The organism is Vibrio pelagius, from assembly GCF_024347575.1.
In the GTDB taxonomy this organism is placed as follows: domain Bacteria; phylum Pseudomonadota; class Gammaproteobacteria; order Enterobacterales; family Vibrionaceae; genus Vibrio; species Vibrio pelagius.
Window position 1 is genome coordinate 2,221,223 of record NZ_AP025503.1, and the last position, 23,761, is coordinate 2,244,983.

21 protein-coding genes are annotated in these 23,761 nt (G+C 46.1%); 5 read left to right on the plus strand and 16 right to left on the minus strand.

Features of this window, described 5'->3' with window-relative positions; translation table 11 throughout:
• The first annotated feature begins 14 nt into the window (after positions 1 to 14).
• The 3 genes from vsple_RS09585 to vsple_RS09595 all read left to right on the plus strand — a co-directional run bounded on the left by vsple_RS09585 (position 15) and on the right by vsple_RS09595 (position 3,512).
• Positions 15 to 971, plus strand: a complete 957-nt coding sequence (locus vsple_RS09585) for a ChaN family lipoprotein (RefSeq protein ID WP_261881872.1) — start codon at positions 15 to 17, stop codon at positions 969 to 971.
• Positions 972 to 1,142: 171 nt separating this feature from the next.
• Positions 1,143 to 1,496 (plus strand): hypothetical protein, encoded by a 354-nt coding sequence (locus vsple_RS09590; protein ID WP_261881873.1) that lies wholly within the window; start codon positions 1,143 to 1,145, stop codon positions 1,494 to 1,496.
• A gap of 129 nt (positions 1,497 to 1,625) precedes the next feature.
• Positions 1,626 to 3,512 (plus strand): BCCT family transporter, encoded by a 1,887-nt coding sequence (locus vsple_RS09595; protein WP_261881874.1) that lies wholly within the window; start codon positions 1,626 to 1,628, stop codon positions 3,510 to 3,512.
• A gap of 102 nt (positions 3,513 to 3,614) precedes the next feature.
• Here the strand turns inward: vsple_RS09595 and vsple_RS09600 are convergent, their stop codons facing one another.
• Positions 3,615 to 4,055 carry a YcgN family cysteine cluster protein gene (locus tag vsple_RS09600; protein WP_261881875.1) on the minus strand — a complete coding sequence of 147 codons (441 nt, stop codon included), beginning with the start codon at positions 4,053 to 4,055 and terminating at the stop codon, positions 3,615 to 3,617.
• Between the two features lie 159 nt (positions 4,056 to 4,214).
• Here vsple_RS09600 and vsple_RS09605 point away from each other — a divergent pair, with 159 nt between their 5' ends.
• Entirely contained in the window at positions 4,215 to 4,463 is a 249-nt protein-coding gene (locus vsple_RS09605) for a YkgJ family cysteine cluster protein (protein ID WP_032551915.1), read from the plus strand.
• Between the two features lie 77 nt (positions 4,464 to 4,540).
• Here vsple_RS09605 and recR read toward each other — a convergent pair whose 3' ends face one another.
• The 7 genes from recR to vsple_RS09640 form a co-directional block, all read right to left on the minus strand.
• Positions 4,541 to 5,140: a recombination mediator RecR gene (gene recR, locus vsple_RS09610; protein ID WP_032551914.1), complete on the minus strand. Its 600-nt coding sequence runs from the start codon at positions 5,138 to 5,140 to the stop codon at positions 4,541 to 4,543.
• Between the two features lie 60 nt (positions 5,141 to 5,200).
• Positions 5,201 to 5,530 carry a YbaB/EbfC family nucleoid-associated protein gene (locus vsple_RS09615; protein ID WP_004748326.1) on the minus strand — a complete coding sequence of 110 codons (330 nt, stop codon included), beginning with the start codon at positions 5,528 to 5,530 and terminating at the stop codon, positions 5,201 to 5,203.
• 138 nt (positions 5,531 to 5,668) lie between these two features.
• On the minus strand, positions 5,669 to 7,834 hold the full coding sequence (gene dnaX / locus vsple_RS09620; RefSeq protein WP_261881876.1) for a DNA polymerase III subunit gamma/tau: 2,166 nt from the start codon (positions 7,832 to 7,834) through the stop codon (positions 5,669 to 5,671).
• A 17-nt stretch (positions 7,835 to 7,851) separates the two neighbouring features.
• On the minus strand, positions 7,852 to 8,397 hold the full coding sequence (gene apt, locus vsple_RS09625) for an adenine phosphoribosyltransferase (protein WP_032552216.1): 546 nt from the start codon (positions 8,395 to 8,397) through the stop codon (positions 7,852 to 7,854).
• A 168-nt stretch (positions 8,398 to 8,565) separates the two neighbouring features.
• On the minus strand, positions 8,566 to 8,958 hold the full coding sequence (locus tag vsple_RS09630; protein ID WP_255231810.1) for a YbaN family protein: 393 nt from the start codon (positions 8,956 to 8,958) through the stop codon (positions 8,566 to 8,568).
• A gap of 18 nt (positions 8,959 to 8,976) precedes the next feature.
• Positions 8,977 to 9,114: a hypothetical protein gene (locus vsple_RS09635; RefSeq protein ID WP_239841369.1), complete on the minus strand. Its 138-nt coding sequence runs from the start codon at positions 9,112 to 9,114 to the stop codon at positions 8,977 to 8,979.
• 135 nt (positions 9,115 to 9,249) lie between these two features.
• Positions 9,250 to 10,353 carry a response regulator gene (locus vsple_RS09640; RefSeq protein WP_261881877.1) on the minus strand — a complete coding sequence of 368 codons (1,104 nt, stop codon included), beginning with the start codon at positions 10,351 to 10,353 and terminating at the stop codon, positions 9,250 to 9,252.
• A 227-nt stretch (positions 10,354 to 10,580) separates the two neighbouring features.
• Here vsple_RS09640 and vsple_RS09645 point away from each other — a divergent pair, with 227 nt between their 5' ends.
• A complete protein-coding gene (locus vsple_RS09645) occupies positions 10,581 to 11,456 on the plus strand; it encodes a LysR family transcriptional regulator (protein ID WP_150893855.1) in 876 nt (291 codons plus the stop codon).
• Between the two features lie 108 nt (positions 11,457 to 11,564).
• Here vsple_RS09645 and purF read toward each other — a convergent pair whose 3' ends face one another.
• The 8 genes from purF to vsple_RS09685 all read right to left on the minus strand — a co-directional run bounded on the left by purF (position 11,565) and on the right by vsple_RS09685 (position 23,751).
• Positions 11,565 to 13,079 (minus strand): amidophosphoribosyltransferase, encoded by a 1,515-nt coding sequence (purF, locus tag vsple_RS09650; protein ID WP_032551907.1) that lies wholly within the window; start codon positions 13,077 to 13,079, stop codon positions 11,565 to 11,567.
• Positions 13,080 to 13,112: 33 nt separating this feature from the next.
• Positions 13,113 to 13,604 (minus strand): CvpA family protein, encoded by a 492-nt coding sequence (locus tag vsple_RS09655; RefSeq protein ID WP_255230248.1) that lies wholly within the window; start codon positions 13,602 to 13,604, stop codon positions 13,113 to 13,115.
• 61 nt (positions 13,605 to 13,665) lie between these two features.
• A complete protein-coding gene (locus vsple_RS09660; RefSeq protein ID WP_255230247.1) occupies positions 13,666 to 14,232 on the minus strand; it encodes an SPOR domain-containing protein in 567 nt (188 codons plus the stop codon).
• Positions 14,233 to 15,495 carry a bifunctional tetrahydrofolate synthase/dihydrofolate synthase gene (gene folC / locus vsple_RS09665; RefSeq protein WP_261881878.1) on the minus strand — a complete coding sequence of 421 codons (1,263 nt, stop codon included), beginning with the start codon at positions 15,493 to 15,495 and terminating at the stop codon, positions 14,233 to 14,235. It lies immediately after the preceding gene.
• A gap of 42 nt (positions 15,496 to 15,537) precedes the next feature.
• Positions 15,538 to 16,464, minus strand: a complete 927-nt coding sequence (gene accD, locus vsple_RS09670) for an acetyl-CoA carboxylase, carboxyltransferase subunit beta (RefSeq protein ID WP_261881879.1) — start codon at positions 16,462 to 16,464, stop codon at positions 15,538 to 15,540.
• A gap of 175 nt (positions 16,465 to 16,639) precedes the next feature.
• Positions 16,640 to 17,434, minus strand: a complete 795-nt coding sequence (gene truA / locus vsple_RS09675; protein ID WP_255230242.1) for a tRNA pseudouridine(38-40) synthase TruA — start codon at positions 17,432 to 17,434, stop codon at positions 16,640 to 16,642.
• A 128-nt stretch (positions 17,435 to 17,562) separates the two neighbouring features.
• The gene (locus tag vsple_RS09680; protein WP_261881880.1) at positions 17,563 to 22,527 is read right to left on the minus strand and encodes a FimV/HubP family polar landmark protein; all 4,965 of its coding nucleotides are present in this window, start codon (positions 22,525 to 22,527) and stop codon (positions 17,563 to 17,565) included.
• A 210-nt stretch (positions 22,528 to 22,737) separates the two neighbouring features.
• Positions 22,738 to 23,751 carry an aspartate-semialdehyde dehydrogenase gene (locus tag vsple_RS09685; RefSeq protein WP_261881881.1) on the minus strand — a complete coding sequence of 338 codons (1,014 nt, stop codon included), beginning with the start codon at positions 23,749 to 23,751 and terminating at the stop codon, positions 22,738 to 22,740.
• Positions 23,752 to 23,761: the final 10 nt, after the last annotated feature.

The following is a 23,761-nucleotide window of genomic DNA, read 5'->3' on the forward strand; positions in this document are numbered from 1 at the left end:
CAAGGAGTTATTCAATGCAACGTATTTTTCTTATTGGCCTAACCGCCCTTCTCACCGCTTGTGCAAATCCGCCTTCCGAGCAGGCTCAAGGCGACAACAAAGCCGTTTTATCCCCAGTGACTACCTATTACGACTACCAATTCGCTTCTGCAGAAGGGGAGCCGATTGCACTTAACCAACTCCCGAGTGCATTGATTGATGCCGATGTGGTTCTAATTGGTGAATGGCATACACACTCTGCTGTACACAGATTCCAGACCGACTTTCTTAAGGCACGTTTAGCTGACAGCAAAGACGTTGCACTATCCATGGAACAGTTCACACGACAGCACCAAAATGTTATCGACGACTATCTTGCGGGAGAGATCGGTGAACAAGTTCTCATGTCAGACGCCGCGGCATGGCCAAATTATCAAAGTGACTACCGCCCATTGGTGGAACTTGCGAAGTCGCAAGGTATCGATATCATCGCCGCCAATGCTCCAAAGCCAGTTGTTCAGTGTATCGGACGTAACGGAATTGATTACCTAGAAAAATTGACTCCTGAAGAACGCCAATGGATAGCTGACGACGTCAATACTAGTGACAGCCCTTATAAAGAAAAATTCATGGCTTCTATGCACCACGGCACACCTGAACAAACCGAAAAACAATTTGCCGCTCAAGTGACCTGGGATGAAACCATGGCAGATTCGATTGTAAAATACCTAAATGAAAATCCAGATAAACAAGTCATTCACGTCGCGGGCAAATTTCATATAGAACAAGGCTTAGGTACTGCCGCCTCTATTTTACGTCGCAATGCCGATCTGAATGTGGTGGTCATAACTCCGGTCGAATCATTGAGTGATGCTAGCGAAGACTACCAACTGCAAGTTTTGTCTCCACCAACGCGCTACGTTAAACAAGAAAATCGTATGAAAGCGTACAAGAAACTTTCTCATCGAGGCAAAGGCTTAGAGTGCAAATAGCCCACGAATAACACGGCCACGTAGTTCAACCTAACTGAGTATCGGCACAACTATTGCTTATTAATTGGGCAAGCCTAGGTAGAGTAGTAAAACATCACCTCGGTGATTAATTACACAAGTTTTTCACTGCTCGGCCGATACTCTATATAAGGTGCAACTACGGAGAGTGTTATGACGCCTGTTACCAACAATGCCGCTCAAGCTTATAGTCCGGTGAAGAATCAGCCCACAAAAGGTACGCCCGTATCTTCAGAGCCCGCGCCACTTAAGGTTGAGCACAATACCGTTAATCTGTCTGATGAAGGAAAAGCGCTTCTGGTCGCCCTACAACAGATAGATAAAGAAGCCAAGAAAATCGAAGCTGAAAACGAAACCGTTGGCGACAAAGTTGAATCTTTTGCGCATGGCGCACTGGGTATGGATCATCCAGACAAAATTGAAGAAGAGGAAGATGGTTCATACTCGGCGGGGCAATATCTGTCCGCAGCGGTAACCATTGGCGGCATACTGCTGGCCTTGGTCTAGCGCTCTCACCGAACTACCAGCTTTTACTAGAATCACTTTACAGATTTGTCGTTACGACAACATTCCTGATTTGCTCTGAAAAACGACTTCACACCATAATTCTGACCTCATTATTATGGAATAAGTCTCGTGAAAAACGCCTTTTCGCTTATTGATAAGCCTACTTTTTTCGGTGCCATTGCACTACTACTTACGATAGTGTTTCCTTTGATAATGTTCCCTGCACAAGGGGCAGAATGGATTGCTATCGCGAAAACCTTCATGACCGACAAACTCGGTTTCCTCTATCTAACACTTGGCTTAACGGCCTGTGCTTTCATGGTTTATGTTGTATTCAGTGACATGGGCCAGATCAAGCTAGGTGAAGCCGATGAAGAGCCCGAGTTTGCCACAGCTTCTTGGGCTGCGATGCTATTTTGTGGTGGCATCGGTGCCAGTATTCTTTACTGGGGCTGTATCGAATGGGCCTATTACTACCAATCACCACCTTTTCAACTTGAACCTGGCAGTGAAGAGGCGGTTCGCTGGGCTGCGACCTATGGACTGTTCCACTGGGGACCAATCGCGTGGTCTATTTACTTGATCCCAGCTTTGCCAATCGCTTACTTTTTCTATGTGCGTAAACAGCCTGTACTAAAAATTTCCAGTGCGCTAATGCCAGTACTTGGAGAGCACCGCAGTAAAGGTACTCCAGGCAAGATTGTTGATGTGCTATTCATCTTTGGTCTTTTAGGTGGCGCGGCAACCACACTTGGTCTAGCCGCTCCTCTTATCACCGAAGGTTTGAATCACCTATTCGGTTTGCCAAAGAACACCCTAACTCAAGCAGGCGTATTACTGATCTGTACCGCAATTTTTGCCTACTCTTCCTACGCTGGCCTTGAAAAAGGCATCAAGATCCTCAGCAACATCAACTTCTGGGGTGCAATGGGTCTATTGGCATTTGTGCTTGTTGCAGGTCCAACCATCTTTATGTTGGAAACTGGGTTGGATTCGATTGGTCGCTTGCTCTCTAACTTCTTCGTTATGGCGACTTGGGCTGAACCTTTTGGTGGCTACGGCACATTTGAAAATACCCATTTTCCACAAGATTGGACCATCTTCTACTGGGCATGGTGGTTAGTATTCGCCCCGAGCATGGGTTTGTTCGTTGCGCGTATCTCTCGTGGTCGCACAATTAAACAGATGGTAACCGGTTCGATCTTTTTTGGATCTTTGGGCTGTTTCTTGTTCTTCATGATTTTGGGTAACTACGGCCTGTCATTACAACTGTCTGGAGACTTAGACGTGGTCGCGGTACTCAACGAGCATGGCGCAACCAAAGCGATATTCTCGATGCTTGACCAACTGCCAATGAGCACACTGGTTATCGCGGTATTTACGCTGTTGTGCATTATCTTCACGGCAACGACTTTTGACTCGATCTCATACATCTTGGCGTCGGTAGTACAAAACAACTTAACAGAAGAGCCTATGCGTTGGAACCGTCTGTTTTGGGCATTTACACTATCATTCCTGCCAACGATTTTAATGTTCTTAGGTGGACTAAGTACCTTACAGACCGCGGCTATCGTGGGTGGCCTACCGCTACTAGGGATTTCAGTGATGTTGATGGTTTCTGCCGTTCGTGCGACCAGTCTTGACCTACGCCATCAAGATGACTACATCGAGCCAACAATCAACATCGAAGAGCTGCCCGATATCGACCCTTGGTCTGCAGAGGGGATGGCACTGGCTCAGTTTGAGAAAGTGAAAGATGCTGCTCAAGACGCGGCTGAGCTAGAACGCTCCGCCTACAAAGCGCTGGCAGATGTGAAGAAAAAGATTCGAGCATATGTTCTTGAACAAGGCTCTCAGATGGAAACGCATGAATTGCCAGAAGAGTTGCAGCAAGCACTGGAGCTTGCTGAGAGCAACCTAACTGCCGCACAAGCGAAGAAACTTGAGTTGTCCGAACAAGCACAGAAAGCTCGTAGTGCGTTCAATCAAGTGGTTGCAGAACTACCACTTAATTGACCTTAGCCATGACGATGTCCACTTGCTTGGACCCTCCTAACTAAGCAAAAGGCTCACAGAGATGTGAGCCTTTTTTTCATTCTTTTTCGCGAGTAATCAAGACTAAGCGCGATTTGGGTGGTTGATGATGTGGTCTTCCCAATCAACAACATCAATCTCATACACTACTTTATTACGTACACTTTCACCCGCAGCGTGCATTGCAGATTTAGAGCCAGTGATCAGTGGGTGCCATTCTGGAAGCGACTTCTCTTCTGATAATAGGCGATACGCACATGTGTCAGGAAGCCAGTGAAACTCATCAATCTTGTCACGAGTTAACTTCAAACACTCTTCACCCGAGCTAAAGCGATTTGGGTAATCTTTACAAGAACACGTCTTACTGTTTAACCAACTACACGCGACGTTGGTGTAGTACACTTCGTCGCTATCTTCATCCATTAGTTTGTGCAGGCAACATTTGCCGCAGCCATCACAAAGCGATTCCCACTCTTGTTCGGTCATCTGTTCTAGTGATTTTTCTTGCCAAAATGGACTGGTCATAATAGGACTTCTTACTCTTTTACTGGGGTGCGTGTTATACCGCTAGCCCACAAAAAGTTCAAGGATAAAAAGTGTTCAGGGGTTAATCACAGACAAAAGCTGTCACAAGCGATAATTTTTGCTACTATCGCGCCCCCTGTTTTGACTGAGTATAAATTGATGGAATGTCGTCTAGGTTGTGGTGCCTGCTGTATTGCACCCAGTATTACATCTGCTATTCCTGGTATGCCAAATGGCAAGCCTGCTGGCGTTCGTTGTATTCAGCTCAATGAACAGAATCTCTGCAAACTATTCGGGCAACCTGAACGCCCAAAAGTGTGTCACCAATTTAAGGCGTGCCCAATCATTTGTGGCAAAACAAATCAAGAAGCGCTCGACAATATCACCGAACTCGAAGCCATCACATAGCCTCTGTCTCAATAAAATTGTTAGCTCATGAACAAAAAAGCCGCTGACTTTCTAGATAAGAGAGCAAGCGGCTGAGATTAGATTTTGTGTCGACCTAATAGTGAGTGAGACAGTGTGGTGCCATCCACCAACTCTAACTCACCACCGACGGGAACACCGTGAGCAATTCGACTAGCGTTCACTTCATGAGCGCTACACAACTCAGCGATATAGTGGGCGGTTGCCTCACCTTCTACTGTTGGGTTAGTCGCAAGAATCACTTCTGCAATATCGCCACGGCGCAGACGGTAGTCCAAAACATCGAGACCGATATCGCTAGGGCCAATACCATCAAGCGGCGATAAGTGCCCCATCAACACGAAGTAACGACCAGAGTACTGACCTGTCGCCTCGATTGCTGCGATGTCTGCAGGGCTTTCAACCACACATATTTGACCATTTTCTTGACGCTTAGGGTTGGTACAAATATGACAAACATCTTCTTCTGTAAAAGTACGACACTCACTACAGTGGCCAATTTCTGTCATCGCTTGACCAAGCGCCTCAGCCAATTGCAGGCCGCCTTTTCTATCGCGCTGTAACAAATGAAAGGCCATACGCTGCGCCGACTTGGGACCAACCCCAGGTAGACAACGTAAGGCCTCCATCAAATGCTCCAGCATATGACTGGTACGCATTATTCAACCATTTCAGTTTTTAATTCACGATGCACCTAGCACATCACTGAGAAAAACGAATTAGAAAGGCATCTTCATACCTGGTGGAAGTTGCATACCACCAGTTACGCCAGCCATTTTCTCTTTTTGAGTCTCTTCAACACGACGAGCTGCATCGTTGAATGCCGCAGCGATGAGATCTTCAAGCATCTCTTTATCGTCTTCCATTAGGCTTTCATCGATATCAACGCGACGTACACTGTGGCTACCAGTGATCGTTACTTTTACTAGGCCAGCACCAGATTCACCGGTTACTTCCATATTTGCGATTTCTTCTTGAAGCTTTTGCATGCGATCTTGCATTTGCTGGGCTTGCTTCATTAGGTTGCCCATACCACCTTTACCAAACATGATAATCTCTCTGGTCTAATTGGTTATAAAATACATTAAGCAATAACTGACTTAATGGGGGCTGAACCGTTCTGATTCAACCCTATGATACTGTTAATGTGACAAAGGACATATCGCCAATTTTCACACTCGTGATGACTAAATTGGACGAACACTGTCTCTGTCCAGTTCAGCGGCAAAGCGCTTTTCAATGAACTGAACATTGGGATCATTCTCAAGGCTAGTGAACGCATCTTTCAGCTTACCTTGATACAGCCTCTCACGTAATTCTAGTGGCGTTTCGCCTGATTCGCCGATCTCGACACTTAAATGGCACTCTTCACCGAATACGCTGTTCAGAGCTTGCAATAATTCACTCTGCGCTTTATCAGTATTCAAGTGTGCTTGTGTTGGTCGTAGCATCAGACTGATTGAAGTGCCGTTTTTACTGAACACGGAGTTCAGTGCCAACTGCTCGACAAGTTTCGCCGTTTCAAGCTTCTGTATGGTTGCCGACCATTCATCTTGAGCGATCGACTCATGCAATAGCTTTTCAGTCATTTCCGGCGTTTTAACGTGCTCTAAAGCGCGTCTTATCTGAGTAGGTGTTAACTCTTTCGAGACCTCTTTCACTGCAGGTTTAGACGGTTTCCAACGATAAGGTTCATTATCATCGGTTATATTTTGTGTCGATGCTGCAGGGAGAGAAGTTGGCGACACCCGCTCAGAACCACCGTGTTGCTGAGCAACTCGGTCGAGCACTGAAGTTTTAGCTGGTGTCGCTTTAGCCTTTTTTGGAGCACTGCCTCTTGCGTCTGGCGTTGCTCCTCTACGCTGAGAACGTAACTGGTGACGTAATCCACTCACAGGTGATGCAGGGCGCTCAGAAGCCGGTACAGACTGATTTTGTGCCGCTGGTTGGCTTGGAGCAGGTGCCACAGGCTTTTGCTTCGCTGGCGCAGCAGGCGCGCCATACGGCCCATGATCATCATACGCCGGAGGCATATCCTGTGGGCCGCCCATATAACCAGAGTCAGGATACCCTTGAGGCTCTGAATATTGTGGCGCGTTCGGTTGCACGTAACCTTGCTGGGGCGGCACAGAGTTTGGCGCTGGCTGAGCCTGATTCATAGGCTGCACCGAGTTAACTGATTGCGTACCTTGTGTAGGTGTGACTGTTGGGGGCTTTGTTGCTTTAGACTCCGCAGGTGCGGTGGATATAGTGCTTGACGACAGCTCTGCAGCAGGACGGAATGCCAACATTCTCAGCACAACCATCTCAATACCAACGCGAGCCGTTGGCGAAAGAGGTAGGTCTTCACGCCCTTTAAGCACAATCTGATAATAGAGTTGTACGTCTTGCGGGCTGAGTGCTTGTGAAAGAAGCTCTATTTTCTCAGCGTCTGGCTGAGCTTGATCTAACGAAGCTGGGAGAGCCTGATACATAGCGAGTCGATGCAGTTGAGTCGCCAACTGATTCAGCAAGCCATCCCACTCGACACCATTCTCCGCTAGTGCTTGGATGCACGCCATCGCAGTTTGTGGCTGCTTGCTACTGATAGCCTCAAGCAAGTGAATAGCTTGGTCAGTATCTAGCGTACCCAGCATATGGGAGACAATGTCAGTGGCTACATTACCGTTGCCCAATGCAATCGCTTGATCGGTTAAGCTCAACGCATCACGCATACTGCCGTCAGCAGCGTGCGCTATCATTCCCAGAGCGCGAGACTCAGACGTCACCTTCTCTTCTGCAAGAATATGGTCGAGCTGCTCGTGGATGTTATCAACACTGATAGGCTTCAAATGGAACTGCAGACAGCGAGACAAAATGGTCACAGGCAGTTTCTGAGGATCCGTTGTTGCCAATAAGAATTTCACATACTCAGGCGGCTCTTCTAACGTTTTTAGAAGAGCATTGAAACTGTGCCTAGAAAGCATGTGAACTTCATCGATAAGGTAAACCTTAAAGCGACCACGAGCTGGCTTGTATTGAACGTTGTCCAATAGCTCACGAGTGTCTTCAACCTTGGTTCGAGACGCCGCATCTATTTCTAGGAGATCAACAAAACGACCTTCGTCGATCTCTTTACAGGTTGCACACTCACCGCAAGGTGTAGAAGTAATGCCTGTTTCACAGTTTAGGCCTTTAGCAAACAAGCGGCCAATGGTCGTTTTACCGACACCTCGAGTACCGCTAAACAGGTACGCATGGTGCAACCTGTTTTGGCTAAGTGCATTCTCTAAAGCTGTTAAAACATGGGCTTGACCAACGACTTCTTTGAACTTCGTTGGTCGCCATTTTCGCGCTAACGCTAGATAGCTCATGAATAATTCCGAAAGGATTAATGACCGTCAAATTCGCAGATACTAAACACTTCAAGGCCTAGGCCCTCTAAGCGCTTGTCACCGCCAATTTCAGGAAGATTAATAACAAAGGCTGCGTGGTCTACAACACCACCAAGCTGACGAATCAGTTTAGTTGTCGCTTCAATAGTACCACCTGTTGCCAATAGGTCATCGACCATCAGCACTTTATCGCCTTCAGAGATCGCGTCAGTGTGGATCTCAAGCGTATCTGTACCGTACTCAAGCTCGTACGACTGTGCCACAGTTTGACGTGGTAGCTTGCCCGGCTTACGAACAGGAACAAAACCAACACCCAACTCAAGCGCTAGTGGCGCACCAAATAGGAAGCCGCGCGCTTCCGTACCAACAACTTTAGTGAAGCCCATGTCTTTGTAAGTATCCACTAGCAGTTCGATCGTCGCTTTGTACGCTGCCGGATCTTCCATAAGGCTAGTTACGTCGCGAAATAGAATGCCCGCTTTTGGGTAATCAGGAATGCTTTTGATGCTTGATTTGATCAGAGCGATTTTTTCTGTGTTCATAATAGTGATGCACTTCATTAGGCCGCTTTCCCAACATCAATCAACGCCATCGTCGTTACTATTTTTGCTTGAGAAAGGCTTGGTTGGCTTTCATTGCAATCAGAGTCATAACTCTGATGCTGAAAAAATAAACGCCCGCTATAAGTTAGCAGGCACACTGGCTTAATGTTAGTGATTTTCTTTGCTGTCAGCAACTAACTCGTGGGTGGGAAGGCGAATAAACCATGTGAGAAGAATAACAAGTACGGCAATTAGGAACACTTTTACCCATACAATAGGTGCAAAGTAGATAGAGAGTGAAAAGCTAAGAAGAATAAACAGTACACCACGACTTTTCACGCGTTTTGTGACCGCACCATGTTCATACCAGTTGGTAAGCAGAGGGCCTAATGTTGGGTGTTGGTGCATCCAACGATGCAAGCGCGGGCTACTGCGCATGAAACAAGCACTTGCTAGTAGCAAAAAAGGTGTTGTTGGTAGTAAAGGTAAAACAATGCCTAGAAAAGCGAGGATAATGCAGAGGCCACCAGCGAGGTTCAGGCTAAGAACTTTAATGCTAATAGTGACCTCCGGAAGTCTTTAAAATGTCGCGTAACCATTGAAAACACGGTAAAGCGTTAGAGTTGCAGGTAGTAGCGGAATCGCTGCAAATGCTAATAAAAATCCTAAAAAGTAGAATACATTAAACGGGTCTTTAAAATCTTGATTATCTGCCATGATTATTTCTTTCTTACAATATTAACGCTAACCCACATAGTTTCTGTTAAATGACACTCAACAAAAAAGGTATAGCCACACAATTTTGCAACTATACCTTAATAAAACATCTACAAATACCGAGCAACTGTAGGGTTAATCGCCACCGCCTTGATGCAGGTCGAGACTAAAACTGGCTGAACCTAAAAGACTCAAAGAGAGCTGACAACCTGTCTCAATCGGAAGCCTGTCAGTAATGAAATTCTTCTTGCAGTTTTCACCTAACCTCTGCCCTGCGGCAATGTGTTGATTGACTAGGCCATTTGACCACTGACCATCCAAACCCGCTGGTAATATAGAAACTGTACCCTCAGCTAGGTTGGCAACACCAAACAGTGCATTCACCGGAGTCGCGCACTGTGAGCATTGAATGCCCTTCTCTAAAATCTCCGCCATATCTTTCAGATCTGCACTGAAACTTTGTAGATTTCTAACGTAATCGTGGAACAAGGCTCGCACTAACAAGGTGGTGGCCGCCCCGCCCTCAGATGACGACGAAGAGTCCACAAGATAAAACACAAACTGCCCATTCATCAGCCAGGCATAATCAAACACCAAAGGCATCATCTCTGTCGACTGCAGCAAACGATAACTGCTGCGCCAAGTACCTTGGCTGGTATCTTTATCGGGTAACAGTGCGTGCAGTAAATCTCTTGCAGCGCTTGGGTTATTCTGAAGATAATTCAAATGCCAATGCAGCTCTTGGTCTTCCGGTATCTCACCACCATCGTCGACACTGAACCATTGGCTCGAAAAGTCCCTTTGGCTATTCATGTTATCAAAGGAATCTTTCAAAGTGTTTTCTATAGCACTACCTAAGTGGTTTGGATCTTCCAGTGGCTTAGGTAGGAAGTCCTTAATACCAAAACGCAGCGCTTTAGCAACGTCTGACATTTCATCAGTGGCAGAAACCACAATCATAGGCAGTGATGGGTATTCGAGACTTAACTCTTCTACGAGCTCGATACCATCGAGTATCGGCATAGAGAGATCACACACGATGAGATCGGGTGCTGCGTCGCGTAATTTTTGAAGTGCGTCTAAGCCGTTTTCAGCTTCAACCACACGATAACCGACAGCATCCAGGTATGCTGACGTTATGCGGCGAAAGATGGGGTCATCATCAACCAACATTATGCATTTTTGGTTGAGCGCTTCCTGTGCCGAGGTAGTAACGGGCTGACTGTGAGTTTTATACATACTCATTAACCTCACAAAAAAGTCGATTTATTATTGTTATCTATTCTAAGAACTCTCTATCAAACTTAGTAATAAATTGGTGAATACACAAATTTGCTAACTTTACTGGTAATTACCATCAGGGATTGGAATACTTGTAAATAGTGCAACAAGTTGACGTGACGCAAACTTTGTTCTCGGTGTTACGTATAAATTAAGTAAGTTTGTAAATAAATGTATCTGGATTTATGAAATTAGATGATTTAAACCTGTTTCGATTAGTCGTCGAAAATGGGAGCTACACCGCAACCTCGCGCAAAACTATGATTCCGGTTGCGACGATCACACGACGTATTCAAGCTTTGGAAGACTCTCTAAATCTGAGGCTCCTAAACAGACATGCGCGTAAACTTTCATTGACAGAGGCTGGCGAGCGTTTTTTCAATGAGTGCTCACCGTTACTACAGCGTTTGGCATCAACGGCTGAAGAATTAACTGATGTCTGCAAGGGCGCATCAGGTAAGATCCGTATTTCCGCACCATCAAACCTAACCAAGCGTATGATGATGCCAATGTTCAGCGACTTCATGAGCCAATACCCAGATATCAACATTGAGCTTATGATGAACAACCAAGCTGACCAACTCGACCCGACCGAATGGGACGTTATTTTTCGTGTTGGCCCACAGCGAGACTCTAGCCTTATTGCTCGCAAGATCAGCGAAGTTAAGGACATACTCGTAGCAAGCCCTGATTATTTAGCGAAAAACCCAGCCCCTACCCATGCAGAAGAGCTGGCTAATCACTCACTTCTCAAAGGTTACCCTTTAATCAAATGGCAGCTAAGCAACTCCAACGACGAAAGTGTGGTAAACACAGAAAAAGGTCGTTTCAATGCTAATGCGTTAAACGTGGTAAGACAGGCATGTTCAGAAGGCTTAGGCATCACTCTAATGCCAGATGTTATGATCCGTGAGTACATTGAAGATGGCAGTTTAGTGCGGGTGTTAGATGATTGGAGTGCTAACCCGAGAGACATCTACATGCTCTACAATCACAAAGATCACCTGCCAGAAAAAGTGCGCCTATTTATCGATTTTGTGATCGCGTACCACATTCACTAAGCAAGACATTCTGCTTACCCCATAAAAAACCAGAGCCTCAGTGCTCTGGTTTTCGTCTTTGGTTTGTAGAGAAAGCGATAAATCAGCTAACTAAGCGGTAAATAAAGGTTAAGCACCTTCGTTGTGTAGCTCGAGGTTGGCTAAATCCTGCTGAATCTCACGCTGAATCTTTGAATCATCGTTACGCAGTGCATCTAGGAAATCTAGGTACTTCTGGTCGATGTCACCTGTCACGTACTCACCGTTGAATACCGAGGTATCAAACTGAGTAATGTCTTGGTTGCCTTGACCTACCGCTTCAATCAGATCATCCAGTTTTTGGAAGATAAGCGCGTCTGCACCGATTTGGTCACAGATGGTTTGATTGTCACGACCGTGAGCAATCAACTCGTTTGCACTTGGCATATCGATGCCGTAAACATTCGGGAAACGAACTTCTGGTGCAGCTGAAACCATGTAAACTTTATTAGCACCTGAGTCTCGAGCCATCTCAATGATCTGCTCTGAAGTTGTACCACGAACAATAGAGTCATCTACTAGAAGTACGTTCTTGCCTTTGAACTCAGAACGAATCGCATTGAGTTTACGACGAACAGACTTCTTACGCTGTTGTTGACCCGGCATGATGAAAGTACGACCTACGTAACGGTTCTTCACGAAGCCTTGGCGGTATGGCTTATCGATCGCCTGAGCAATGCGTAGAGCAATGTCATTCGATGTTTCAGGGATCGGGATAACCACGTCGATATCAAGATCTGAGTATTCGTCTTTGATACGACGACCCAGTGCTTCACCCATCTCAACACGCGCACTGTAGACAGAGATCTTGTCGATAAAAGAGTCTGGGCGTGCAAAGTAAACAAATTCGAAAATACAAGGGTTCAGTTTTGGATTGTCAGCACACTGCTTAGTAAACAGCTCACCTTCAAACGTAGCGTAGATAGCCTCGCCCGGCGCAACGTCACGCACAAAATCGAAACCAACCGCATCTAGCGCGACCGACTCAGACGCGACCATGTACTCAGTGCGACCATTGACTTCACGCTTACCAAGACACAGTGGGCGAATACCGTTTGGATCGCGGAACGCAATCATACCGTGGCCGATGATCATGGCTGTTACTGCGTAAGCGCCACGAATGGTGCGGTGTACATTAGCCACTGCGCGGAATACATCGTCAGACGTTACGTTGCCTTTCACAGTATCGATCTCGTGAGCCAGTACGTTTAGTAGTACTTCAGAATCTGATGTTGTGTTTACGTGACGACGGTCTTTTTCAAACAGCTTCTCACGAACTTCGTTTGCGTTCGTTAGGTTACCGTTGTGAGCTAGGGTAATGCCAAATGGCGAGTTTACGTAGAAAGGTTGAGCTTCAGAAGCGCTAGAGCTACCTGCTGTTGGGTAACGAACATGACCGATACCAACATCACCTTGGAGGCGTTGCATGTGTTTAGCTTCGAAAACATCTTTAACTAAACCGTTCGCCTTACGCAGACGAAAACGATTGCTTTCTATGGTACAAATACCAGCGGCATCTTGGCCACGATGCTGCAATACCGTTAAAGCGTCATAAATTGACTGGTTTACAGGTGTTGAACCCACGATTCCAACAATACCACACATGTCCTAATCCTCGATTTTCGACATTAACTGGCGCTAAAGCGCGCCAGATAAGAAACTTGATGTTGCTTGTAAATGCTCGAAGAACGGTGCAATGATTCGACTAAATTCAGGAACCAACTGCGAGTTCTTCCACCACTCAGAACTTGGGAATGCAGTAAAAGCATCCATAAAAAACAGCACTGCTGACACAATCAGAACACCTCGTAAACCGCCGAAGACGATACCCAGGATTCTATCTGTACCAGACAAGCCCGTTTTCTGTACTAGCTGCCCAATCACGTAATTGATTAACGCACCGACAACCAGAGTCGAAACAAACAGTGCTGCTATCGCGGCGCCATTTCGAAACATGTCATCTTCGATATTTGTAAAGTAAACCGCCAATTTGGCGTAATACTGGCTGGCGATAAAAAACGCACCAAACCAAATAACGAGTGACAGTGCTTCCTTAGCAAAACCACGAACTAAACTGATCAAAGCTGAAAAGCCGATCACCCCTAAAATGATAAAATCTAACCAATTCATGAATTCTTCATCTTAAGTTGGCGCGCATTTTAACAGAAAAAATGCTGACGCAAACGTTTTCTTATGGATTTAACGGTTTAAATTTGAGCAACTGGCCTTTTGAACCAGTAATTTTTTCTAATTCCTTAATTTGACGCTCAAGTTTGGATTTAGAGATATCTGGGCCAATGATGACTCGCGTAAATGTGTTTTCTTGCTTGGTATGCGCTTGATAACCACGCTTTTGCAGATCCTTCACAACGTTCTTAGCGTTGTCTGCATTCTTCAATGCCATCAGTTGGATGATCCAAGCGCTATCTTGATACTCATTCTTTTCAGTCACCGGCTTGATCGCAATCTCGACATTATCATCGACATCACTCTCTTTGGTAGCTGTGACAGATTCTGGTTGCGATGACTCTTGAACAACCGCTTCTACCGGTGAATCTGGCAGTGCAATTTGGTCTTCGACAGGATCGAGTACCTCGAACACTTCAACATCACCTTCTAATTCAGGCTTAATTGGAATGCTTGCAAACTCCTCTTTATAGTGAAGCTTTTTGCCATCCAGTACGTCCGGAAGAACAATAACGCCAACGGCCACCAAAATAATAGTGCCCACCAAGCGGCTTTGGAATTTACTTGCCATTTAGTTTCCTTTTGTTTGCCAGTGCTCCAGTACTTCACCCACGGTATGGAATGAACCTACAACAAGAATCACTTCGTCTTCGCGTACAGTAGATAGCGCCGCCTCAAATGCCTCTACAGGCGAAGAATACTCTGTTGTGCCACTTGGTAAGCTTTCACACAACTCTGCCGCTTTCGCTGCTCTCGGGCCTTGTAGCGACGCTGGATACCAATGCTGAGCGATTGGAGTTAGCACCTCTAACGTGGCAGGAATGTCTTTATCGTGCAGCATAGCGACCACCACATGCAGTGTTTTACCTGCATACTGTTGGCCAACTTGCTTAACAAAGTATTCAGCCGAATGTGGATTGTGTGCCACATCTAGGACGATTGTTGGTTTGTCACTGATCTTCTGCATACGACCTGGAAGCTGAGCATTCTTAAGACCATTGACAACATTAACGTCACTGATGTTGAGTTCTGAGGTCCCAAGAGCCATTAACGCTGTTGCAGCATTCGGTAGTGGTAGGCTTGGAATAGGTAGCTGTTCAAGGTGGAATGCACCACTGTGCCAGTCCCAAGTATCACCCGTCACTTCATAAGTGTATTGAATGCCAACTTGATAGAAGTCCGCTCGAATATCGTCTGCATGTGCTGCGACCGTTGCTGGCGGCTTAGGTTGACCACAAATTGCAGGTTTACCACTGCGGTAGATGCCCGCTTTCTCAAAGCCAATTACGTTAATATCATCGCCTAGCCAGTCAACATGGTCGACCGCTAAACTGGTGATAACAGAAACGTCATGGTCAACGACATTAGTTGCATCGAGACGCCCACCGAGACCCACTTCTAGAAGCACCACATCGACATTTTCAACTTGGAAAGCGCGCAGGGCGGCTAAAGTGCCGTACTCGAAAAAGCTTAGACTAATTTCGCCTCGTTCTTTCTCAATAAAATCGAAAGAGTCGACCAATTGTTGGTCTGAGAGATCTTGGCCATTTATACGAACACGTTCGTTGTAACGAATCAGGTGTGGAGAGCTGTATACGCCAACTGAGTAGCCAGCATCGAGAAGGATCGCTTCCATCAACGCACATGTTGAGCCTTTGCCGTTCGTCCCGGCAACCGTGATCACATGCTTAGCAGGTTTAGTAAGGTTGGATTTCTGTGCGACAGCTTGAACACGGTCTAATCCGAGGTCGATCGCACTGGTGTGAATGTTTGTTAAATAATCAAGCCACATCTCGAGAGAGGATGTGGCTTGAGGAATAGGTTGTTGACTCATCTAACTCATAACCATATGTAAGTAGGTTTGTTAGATGGTACTTTACCCTTTTTCTGGCGCTTCTGGTACTTCATAAGTAGCTTCATTCGGTGAATCATTCACAGAAACTACTAATGGTGAAGGCTGGTTAGTCATTTTCGCGATTAGGCTACCTACACGCTGACGCATGTCACGACGATCTACGATCATATCGATAGCACCATGCTCTAGTAGGAACTCACTGCGTTGGAAACCTTCAGGTAGATCTTCACGTACCGTTTGCTCGATAACACGACGACCAGCAAAACCGATAAGTGCTTTCGGCTCACCGATGTTCACATCACCTAGCATCGCTAGACTTGCTGAAACACCACCCATTGTTGGGTCAGTCATCACAGAGATAAATGGTAGACCTTTCGCAGAAAGACGCTCTAGAGCCGCACTGGTTTTTGCCATCTGCATAAGAGACATCAGTGCTTCTTGCATACGAGCACCGCCACTAGCAGAGAAACATACAAGACCGCAGTTGTTCTCGATAGCTGCGTCAACCGCACGAACGAAACGAGCACCCACAACCGAACCCATTGATCCGCCCATGAATGAGAATTCAAATGCGCAAGCAACGATAGGTAGACCTAAAAGTTCACCTTTCATTGCAACAAGTGCGTCTGTTTCGCCACTGCTCTTTTGAGCAGAAGAGATACGCTCTTTATAGCGCTTTGAATCTTTGAATTTTAGTTTATCTTGTGGCTCTAAGTCAGAACCTAGCTCGACGCGCTCACCTTCATCTAAGAAAGTTTCTAAACGGCGACGCGCTTTCATGCGCATGTGATGGTCACATTTTGGACATACTTCTAAGTTACGCTCTAGCTCAGCATGGTAAAGAACCTGCTCACAAGAGGTACATTTAGTCCAAACACCCTCAGGGATAGACGCTTTACGAGAAGTTACGATGTTGCTTTTTTCTAAAATCTTTTCAAGCCAACTCATGGAAGACCTTTTCTTTCGATTCTTCCGCCTAATTGCGAAAGAAATAAATTTGGGAATTATGCGAGGAGATTAAAACACATAAAACAGCAAGTGTAGATAAAAAACTGGTTGTACCTATTTTTACGAGCTATTTTACGCACGATTTCGTAATATTTTTTGAACCTAAGTCCCACATTTAGTTCAAATTATCAGGCAAAAATAGTGGGCCGATCGGCTCTCTTGGAAGCTCAAAGTGTGCAGGATAATCCACATCAATCAAATAGAGCCCCTCCGCCTTAGCCGTCGCACCAGCCAACTTTCTATCTTTAGCTTCAAGTAACCACTTAATCCATTGCGGTTCTTGCTCTCCTTTACCGACAGCGATCAAGCTACCCGTGATATTACGCACCATGTGATGCACAAAGGCATTGGCTTTAATATCAATCACAATATAGTGACCATGACGGGTAACGTTTAAGTGCATCAGGTTACGCCAAGGGCTATGAGACTGACAATGCGTCGCTCGGAACGAGGTGAAATCATTCTCGCCCAGTAAGTACTGCCCTGCTTCATGCATTTTCTTCTCATCAAGCTGACCATGATAATGACTCACACCTGAGTTCAAAATCCCCGGGCGAAGTGCATGATTGAATATCACGTAACGGTAGCGACGCGCCGTTGCTGAGAAACGAGCGTGAAAATCTTCAGGCACCTCTTTTGCCCAACGAACCGCAATATCTTTGGGCATGTTTGCATTGGCACCCATTGTCCATGCCACCATTTTGCGGTTTACATTGGTTTCAAAGTGAACAACCTGCCCTGTACCATGTACTCCAGCGTCTGTTCGACCTGCACATTGCACTTCAACTGGGTGGTTTGCGACAACCGAAAGCGCCTTTTCCAAAGATTCTTGGACACTCTTTACGTCACGTTGGCGCTGCCAACCAAAATAGTGGGTACCGTCATATTCAATACCTAAAGCAATTTTCATGTTTTTGATCTCTTTGAAAATGGGGCTCGAAGTATATACGTAAAAGGAGCGTATCCCAAACCGCTTAGCAGAAAACTACCGATAAAAAAAGAGAGCCATATATCTGGCTCTCTTTTGACTTTCTTGGCTTAGCGCCCGTTTAATGTATCTATTAAGTTCTTCGCTTCTCGGCGAATGTCATCCGAACCATCAACAATGGCCTCTTCCAACAACTTAATTGCGCCTTGCGGATCGCTCATTTCGATGTAGATCTTAGCAAGGTCTAGCTTACCCGCTGCTTCAGCATTGCTATCGACATCATAATTACCGATATCGCCAATTACGTCAGGGAACTCATTCAGACCAACGTCTAGCTTCAGTTCTTCTTCATCGGGATTCACCGCCTCACCATTTTCTTGCTCCACCTGCGCCATCAGTTCATCAATCGTCATAAACTGTTGCTCTTTTTCAGCCGTGGCTTCGAGCAGTTGGTCTTGCGCCCCCCAGTTCTCCTCTTGAATTTGAGGTTCTACTTGACGCTGCGCAGATTCCCAGATCTCTTGCTGATCATCCGGTACATCATGAGATAAGCTCGATTGCTGTTCAGGCTCTAAGCTGAAACCTTTCCAATCTTCGCCACCCACTTCCAACATGGCATCAATATCAAGACCAGCACTGTCAATGGCGGTGTCGTCCATTGGTTGCTCGAACATCGAGTCAACCGAGTCTTGTACATCTTCAGATAGCAGCTCTGCTAATGCTGACTCATCGAATTCGTCAAAACCCTCTAATGGTTCATCTTGTGTAACTGGCGATGATGGTTGTTCGGCTTCAGGCTGATGCGACGTAATCTCATCACTCACAAAGCTATTCGCACCGGAGAAAAGGTCATGCAGTGCATCTTGCTCTTCCGCTTGCGCGCCGTATGTATTGAGTGGCTCGCCAATTTCAGAGAAGGCGTCGCTCAGCGCCTCATCTTCGCCATACTCAGGTAGCTTACTTTCATCAAGCTCTACCCCCGGCTCAAGAGGGACTGGTTCAGGCTGCTGCAATTCGATGTCATCTAACACCGCATCGGCTTTTGCACTCTCTTCGTCGTATTCAGGTAACTCACTCTCTTCAAGCTCAAGCGCATTATCATCAATCGTAAGATCTTGCTCCAATTGGGCATCATCTTCACCACTTAGAATCTCAGCTAAAGCGTCCTCTTCTTCAAAGTCTGGTAGTTCTAAATCGTCAAACGAGAGTTCGTCTTCAGCAGTTTGTTCAGGGGCTGACGACTCTGTTTCTGACTGTGGCTCATTTTGAACGGCATCGAGTGCATCGTCTTCATCAAACTCTGGCAGCTCTAAATCATCGAACGAGAACTCTTCCTCTGCTGTTTGCTCTTGAACAGGGGCTTCTGATTCTATTTGCGGCTCATTTTGAACGGCATCGAATGCGTCGTCTTCATCAAACTCCGGCAGCTCTAGATCATCGAACGAGAACTCTTCCTCTGCTGTTTGCTCTTGAACAGGGGTTTCTGATTCTATTTGCGGCTCATTTTGAACGGCGTCGAGTGCATCGTCTTCATCAAACTCTGGTAGCTCTAAATCATCGAACGAAAACACTTCATCAGCGACTTGCTCTGGAGATGGTGCTTCTGGAGCTACTGGCTCTTGAATTGGAGCTTCTGTTTCGAATTCAGGTGCTTCTTGAGCTGGTAATTCAGACGCTGGTGATTCATCAACCTGCGCCTCTTCCGTTAAAGGCTCAGAACTCGCATCATCTTCGAACAACCAATCATCATCTTCTGGAACGCCAAACTCATTTGGAATGATCTCAGGCATATTCGCAGCACGAACTGGCTCTGGCTCTGGCTCTGGCTCTGGCTCTGGCTCTGGCTCTGGCTCTGGCTCTGGCTCTGGCTCTGGCTCTGGCTCTGGCTCTGGCTCTGGCTCTGGCTCTGGCTCTGGCAAGGAGTCTTCCATATCTAGCTGAGGCTCGCTAGCTTCAATTTTCGGCGCGAAATCGAAATCCGACTCTACAGCTTGCGGTGACTCAACATCATCGATTGCTGCAGAGAGCCAATCATCTTCAAGCTCCGTCGAATCTTCTAGCGCTTGTTCATCTGTCAGTTGAGTGGGTGTCTGTTGCTCTACATCCGCAGCCAAGACATCCTCGAGATCATTTGGAGTCGATTTCACTTCTGGCTCAGGTTGAGACAGTAACTCTTCGACACTCTCTTGCAAATCTTCAGATGGTAACGATTCATCAAACGCTTCTAGCTCAGGCTCTGACGCTTGTGACTGAGACTCTTCAACCGATGCGATATCCTGCTCTAAGTTGTCAACGTTTGGAGAAGCCTGCTTATCCTCATCAATAATTGCGCTTTCGTCCGTCTCTTCAGTAACTGAGGCGGTTTCTAGAGTCGCATCATCAGACGCAGCAGTGTCTGAGTGCTGAGTAGACTCATCAAACAAGGCGTCTGCTTGAGGTGCAATATCGTGCATGTCACCGATGAAATCGTTGCGGTTGAAATCTTTGCTTTCTTGTTCAAACGGAACTGTTGGCTCATCATTCACTTCGGCATCATCAAGTGAGCTCTCCGTTTCTAACGCTTCAGATTGACGTTCCGCCGCACTCTCTTGATCAGCATCTTCTTTCCGCTCAGGTACTTCTGTCGTTTCGGAGTGCTCAAGTTCACCTAAGCTCGCTTCTGAAGTTTCAGCCGTCTCTTCAAGCGCTGAAGAGAGTGATTGCTCAAAACTTGATTCTTCAGGCTGGACATCTTGTCCAAGATCTAAATCGTCAATACCGCTGGTTAATAGTTCATCAAACGGGTCGAGTGATTCCGACGTTTCTTCCGCCTCTGGCTCTAACAGTGATGACTCAGATAAATCATTACCCAGCAGCTCATCGAGTGTTTCATCCTCTTCAAGTGTTAACGGTGTATCATCGTCATCTAAAAAGTCATCGAGTAGATCCGTGCTGCTTTCATCTAGTTTAAAGTCATCTTCACTTTCTTCAGATAATCCAGACAGCTCTTCAAGTTCCGTAAGTGGATCTAAGTCTAGATGCTCTTGTTGGTCGGTATCATCGTCATCTCCGATCATCTCATCAAGAAGATCGGTTGAATTGCTAAGATCTACATCGTCACCATCTAGCAACTCATCGAGCAAATCCGTGCTTTCGTTAGGAGCCAATTCTGGGCTATTGGAGAGTAGATCGTCTCCAATCAGCGCTTCCTCTTCAGGTTCTGGCTGATCAAATTGAGAAAGGATATTCTCGATATCATCATCAGAAGCGAGTTCACTTGTGAACTGAGATGTCAGGTCTTCTTGTTCATCAAGATTGAAATCATTATCAGAACCCGCTGGCGACTGCTCCGCAACTTGAGCGAAAATATCGTCAATATCATCGTTGCTTGCAGGCTCAGCTGGCGATTGTTGCTCTGAGATAAGAGCATCAATATCGAATTCGTCACCTAAGTCAGGCGTTTCGGTAGAAGCTGACGACTCATCCGAAGACGGCTGCTGCTCTGAAATAAGCGCATCGATGTCAAAGTCATCACTCACACCCGGCGTCGTTGAACTATCGTCTTCTGACATCAAGGTATCAAGATCGAAGCTATCATCGTCATCACTTGATGCAAACAGATCATCCAACATCGACTGATCTAACTCATTAGAGCCAAGATCTTCAGTTTGTGCATCCTGAGACAACAGTGCTTCAATATCATCGGCAGACATTGGGTTATCATCTGAGAGGTCGAAGTCACTTTCATCAGAATCAAGTGCACTCTCTACTGTTTCGTCGAGGGCGCGCTCCATCTCTTCTAAACCAAGGGCTTTTTCTTCGCCGTTAACACTGATGCCGTTATTGCTATCAAGCTCATTACTATCTAGATCGATATCTTCGAAGTTACCATCTAGGTCACCGTCGTCCCCGATACCGGCAAATGGGTCGTCATCTTCACCGTCAAGGTTAAAGTCTAGGTCAGCGTCGTCCAGCCCAGCAAAGACATCTTCTTGCGCACTGCTACCTTCGTCTTCAAACAGCTTCTCTGTGTCATTATCTGTACCGAACAGCTCATCATCTAGGGAAAGCTCGGTGTCAAGATCCGCCAGCTCTTCATCGAGAGGCATTGGAACCATATTACTTTGTTCAGGTAAATTGTTTGTTCCTTGCTCAGCTTGTTGGGGCTCGTCTTGTTTCGACTTTCTACCCAAAAGCATAATAATGAAAAGACCAATCAGAAGACCTGGAATAATAGCCAAAGCTGCAACGAGCCAACCGTTAGATAGCAGTTGATCTAAGGTGCTCGGAGCCATTTTTTCAATGTCTGCGTTCTTCTGACGCTCTTCCTCGAGCAGCTTCTCTACTTCGTTACGAATACGGTCTTCATCGCTCAGCTCACTTTTAAGTAATTCGACTTCAGACTGAACATTCGACAGCATCAAACGTAACTGATGGTTTTTCTCTTCAAGAGACAACAGTTCAGATTCTGACATCTCCAACTGCTTCTCGAGTTGGTTCACTTCATGTTCTTGAGATGAAGTCAGCGGCTTTGATGGCGCTGCAGGTTTAATCTCAACTTCTGACTTAGGTTCAACCGTTTCTGGTTTTACGACTGGAGCAGGTTTTGCTGTCGCAGGTCTCGTTACTTCTGGTTTAGCAGGAGCGATGGGCTGACGAGACGGTGCATTCAGCTTAGCTTGGTGCGAGTCCATAATTTGGATAGCTTGCTGCGTTGAGCTTGCTCGAGCCTGCTCTAAAGATGGTACACGTAGGTAGCTCGATGGCACTAAACTGTGGATGTTTTGATTTTCAAAAGCCTGAGGGTTTAATCGATAGATCGCCAAAAGCGTTTGTTGCACGGAAACTGAGTTATCAGGGCGCAGTCGAGACGCAATAGACCACAAGGTTTCATTGCCATTGGTTGGCCCATAAAATCGAGAAGGCTCACTCGCTTGATTGAGTGATTGAGCGCGAACGGGCTCTGAGAATGTTGGCGAGGATTTAATCTGTCCATCAGGGCCAACGACTCGAATAGTATCTGCACGAACTACGGAAATCTGAGTCGCAATGATAAACGCTAAAGGCATCCACCACTGCTTGAAAATTTGAAACATAAAAGGCTCAGTTAGGTGCTTAAATTCGGAAAAATAATGATCTACTAAATATATCGGATATCAGGAGCAAAACTATAGGGATGAAAACAAAAAATGTGTTACGACGACAATATTCGCAGCAATTTCACACAATTTATGAGGATGTATTTTTGATTGATTAAAAAAGCCCCACTAATGAGTGAGGCTTCAGTAAACAGTGAGGGGGTTCGATTATAGGTAATCGCGAATCAATACTTCACCGATTTGTACTGCGTTGGTCGCTGCGCCTTTACGAACGTTATCCGCAACAACCCACATGTTCACGCCACTGTAGTGACTGATATCACCGCGGATACGACCAACCATGACATGGTCTTTACCGCCCGCATCACGAACCTGAGTTGGGAACTCTGCACCGTGGAACACTTCAATACCTTCTGTGTTCTCTAGCAGTTGAACAACATGCTCAGCTCCGATTGGAGAGCGTGTTTCAATGTGTAGAGATTCAGCGTGGCCGTAAAATACTGGTACACGAACACAGGTTGGGTTTACTGTGATTGAAGAGTCAGCGAAGATTTTTTGAGTTTCCCAAACCATCTTCATTTCTTCACGGGTATAGCCATTTTCTGTGAACTCATCAATCTGTGGGATACAGTTGAACGCGATCTGTTGAGGGAACGCTGAGTTCTCTGCTGGCATACCGTTGAGCAGTTTCGCTGTTTGGCCTGCTAACTCATCAATACCCGGCTTACCTGCACCAGAAACCGATTGATAGGTAGAAACGTTAATACGCTCTAGACCCACTTCATCGTGAATCGGTTTTAGTGCCACAACCATTTGGATAGTTGAGCAGTTCGGGTTTGCAATGATGTTACGGTTACGGAACTCTGCGATCGCTTCTGGGTTCACTTCTGGAACAACCAGAGGAACATCGTACTCGTAACGGAACTTAGAGGTGTTGTCGATAACAACGACGCCTTCGTCTGCTGCAATCGGAGCCCACTTCTTAGATAGGTCACCACCAGCAGAGAAAAATGCGATGTGTACTTGAGACCAATCAAAGTCTTCTACATTCTGCACTTTTACCGTTTTACCATTGAAACGGTAGGTTTTGCCTTCACTACGTTCACTTGCTAGTAAGTGCAGTTCACCGACAGGGAATTTACGCTCTTCTAGTACTTCGATAATGGTTTCGCCAACCGCACCCGTCGCACCTAAAATAGCAATATTAAATTCTTGGCTCATTGTTTCTCTC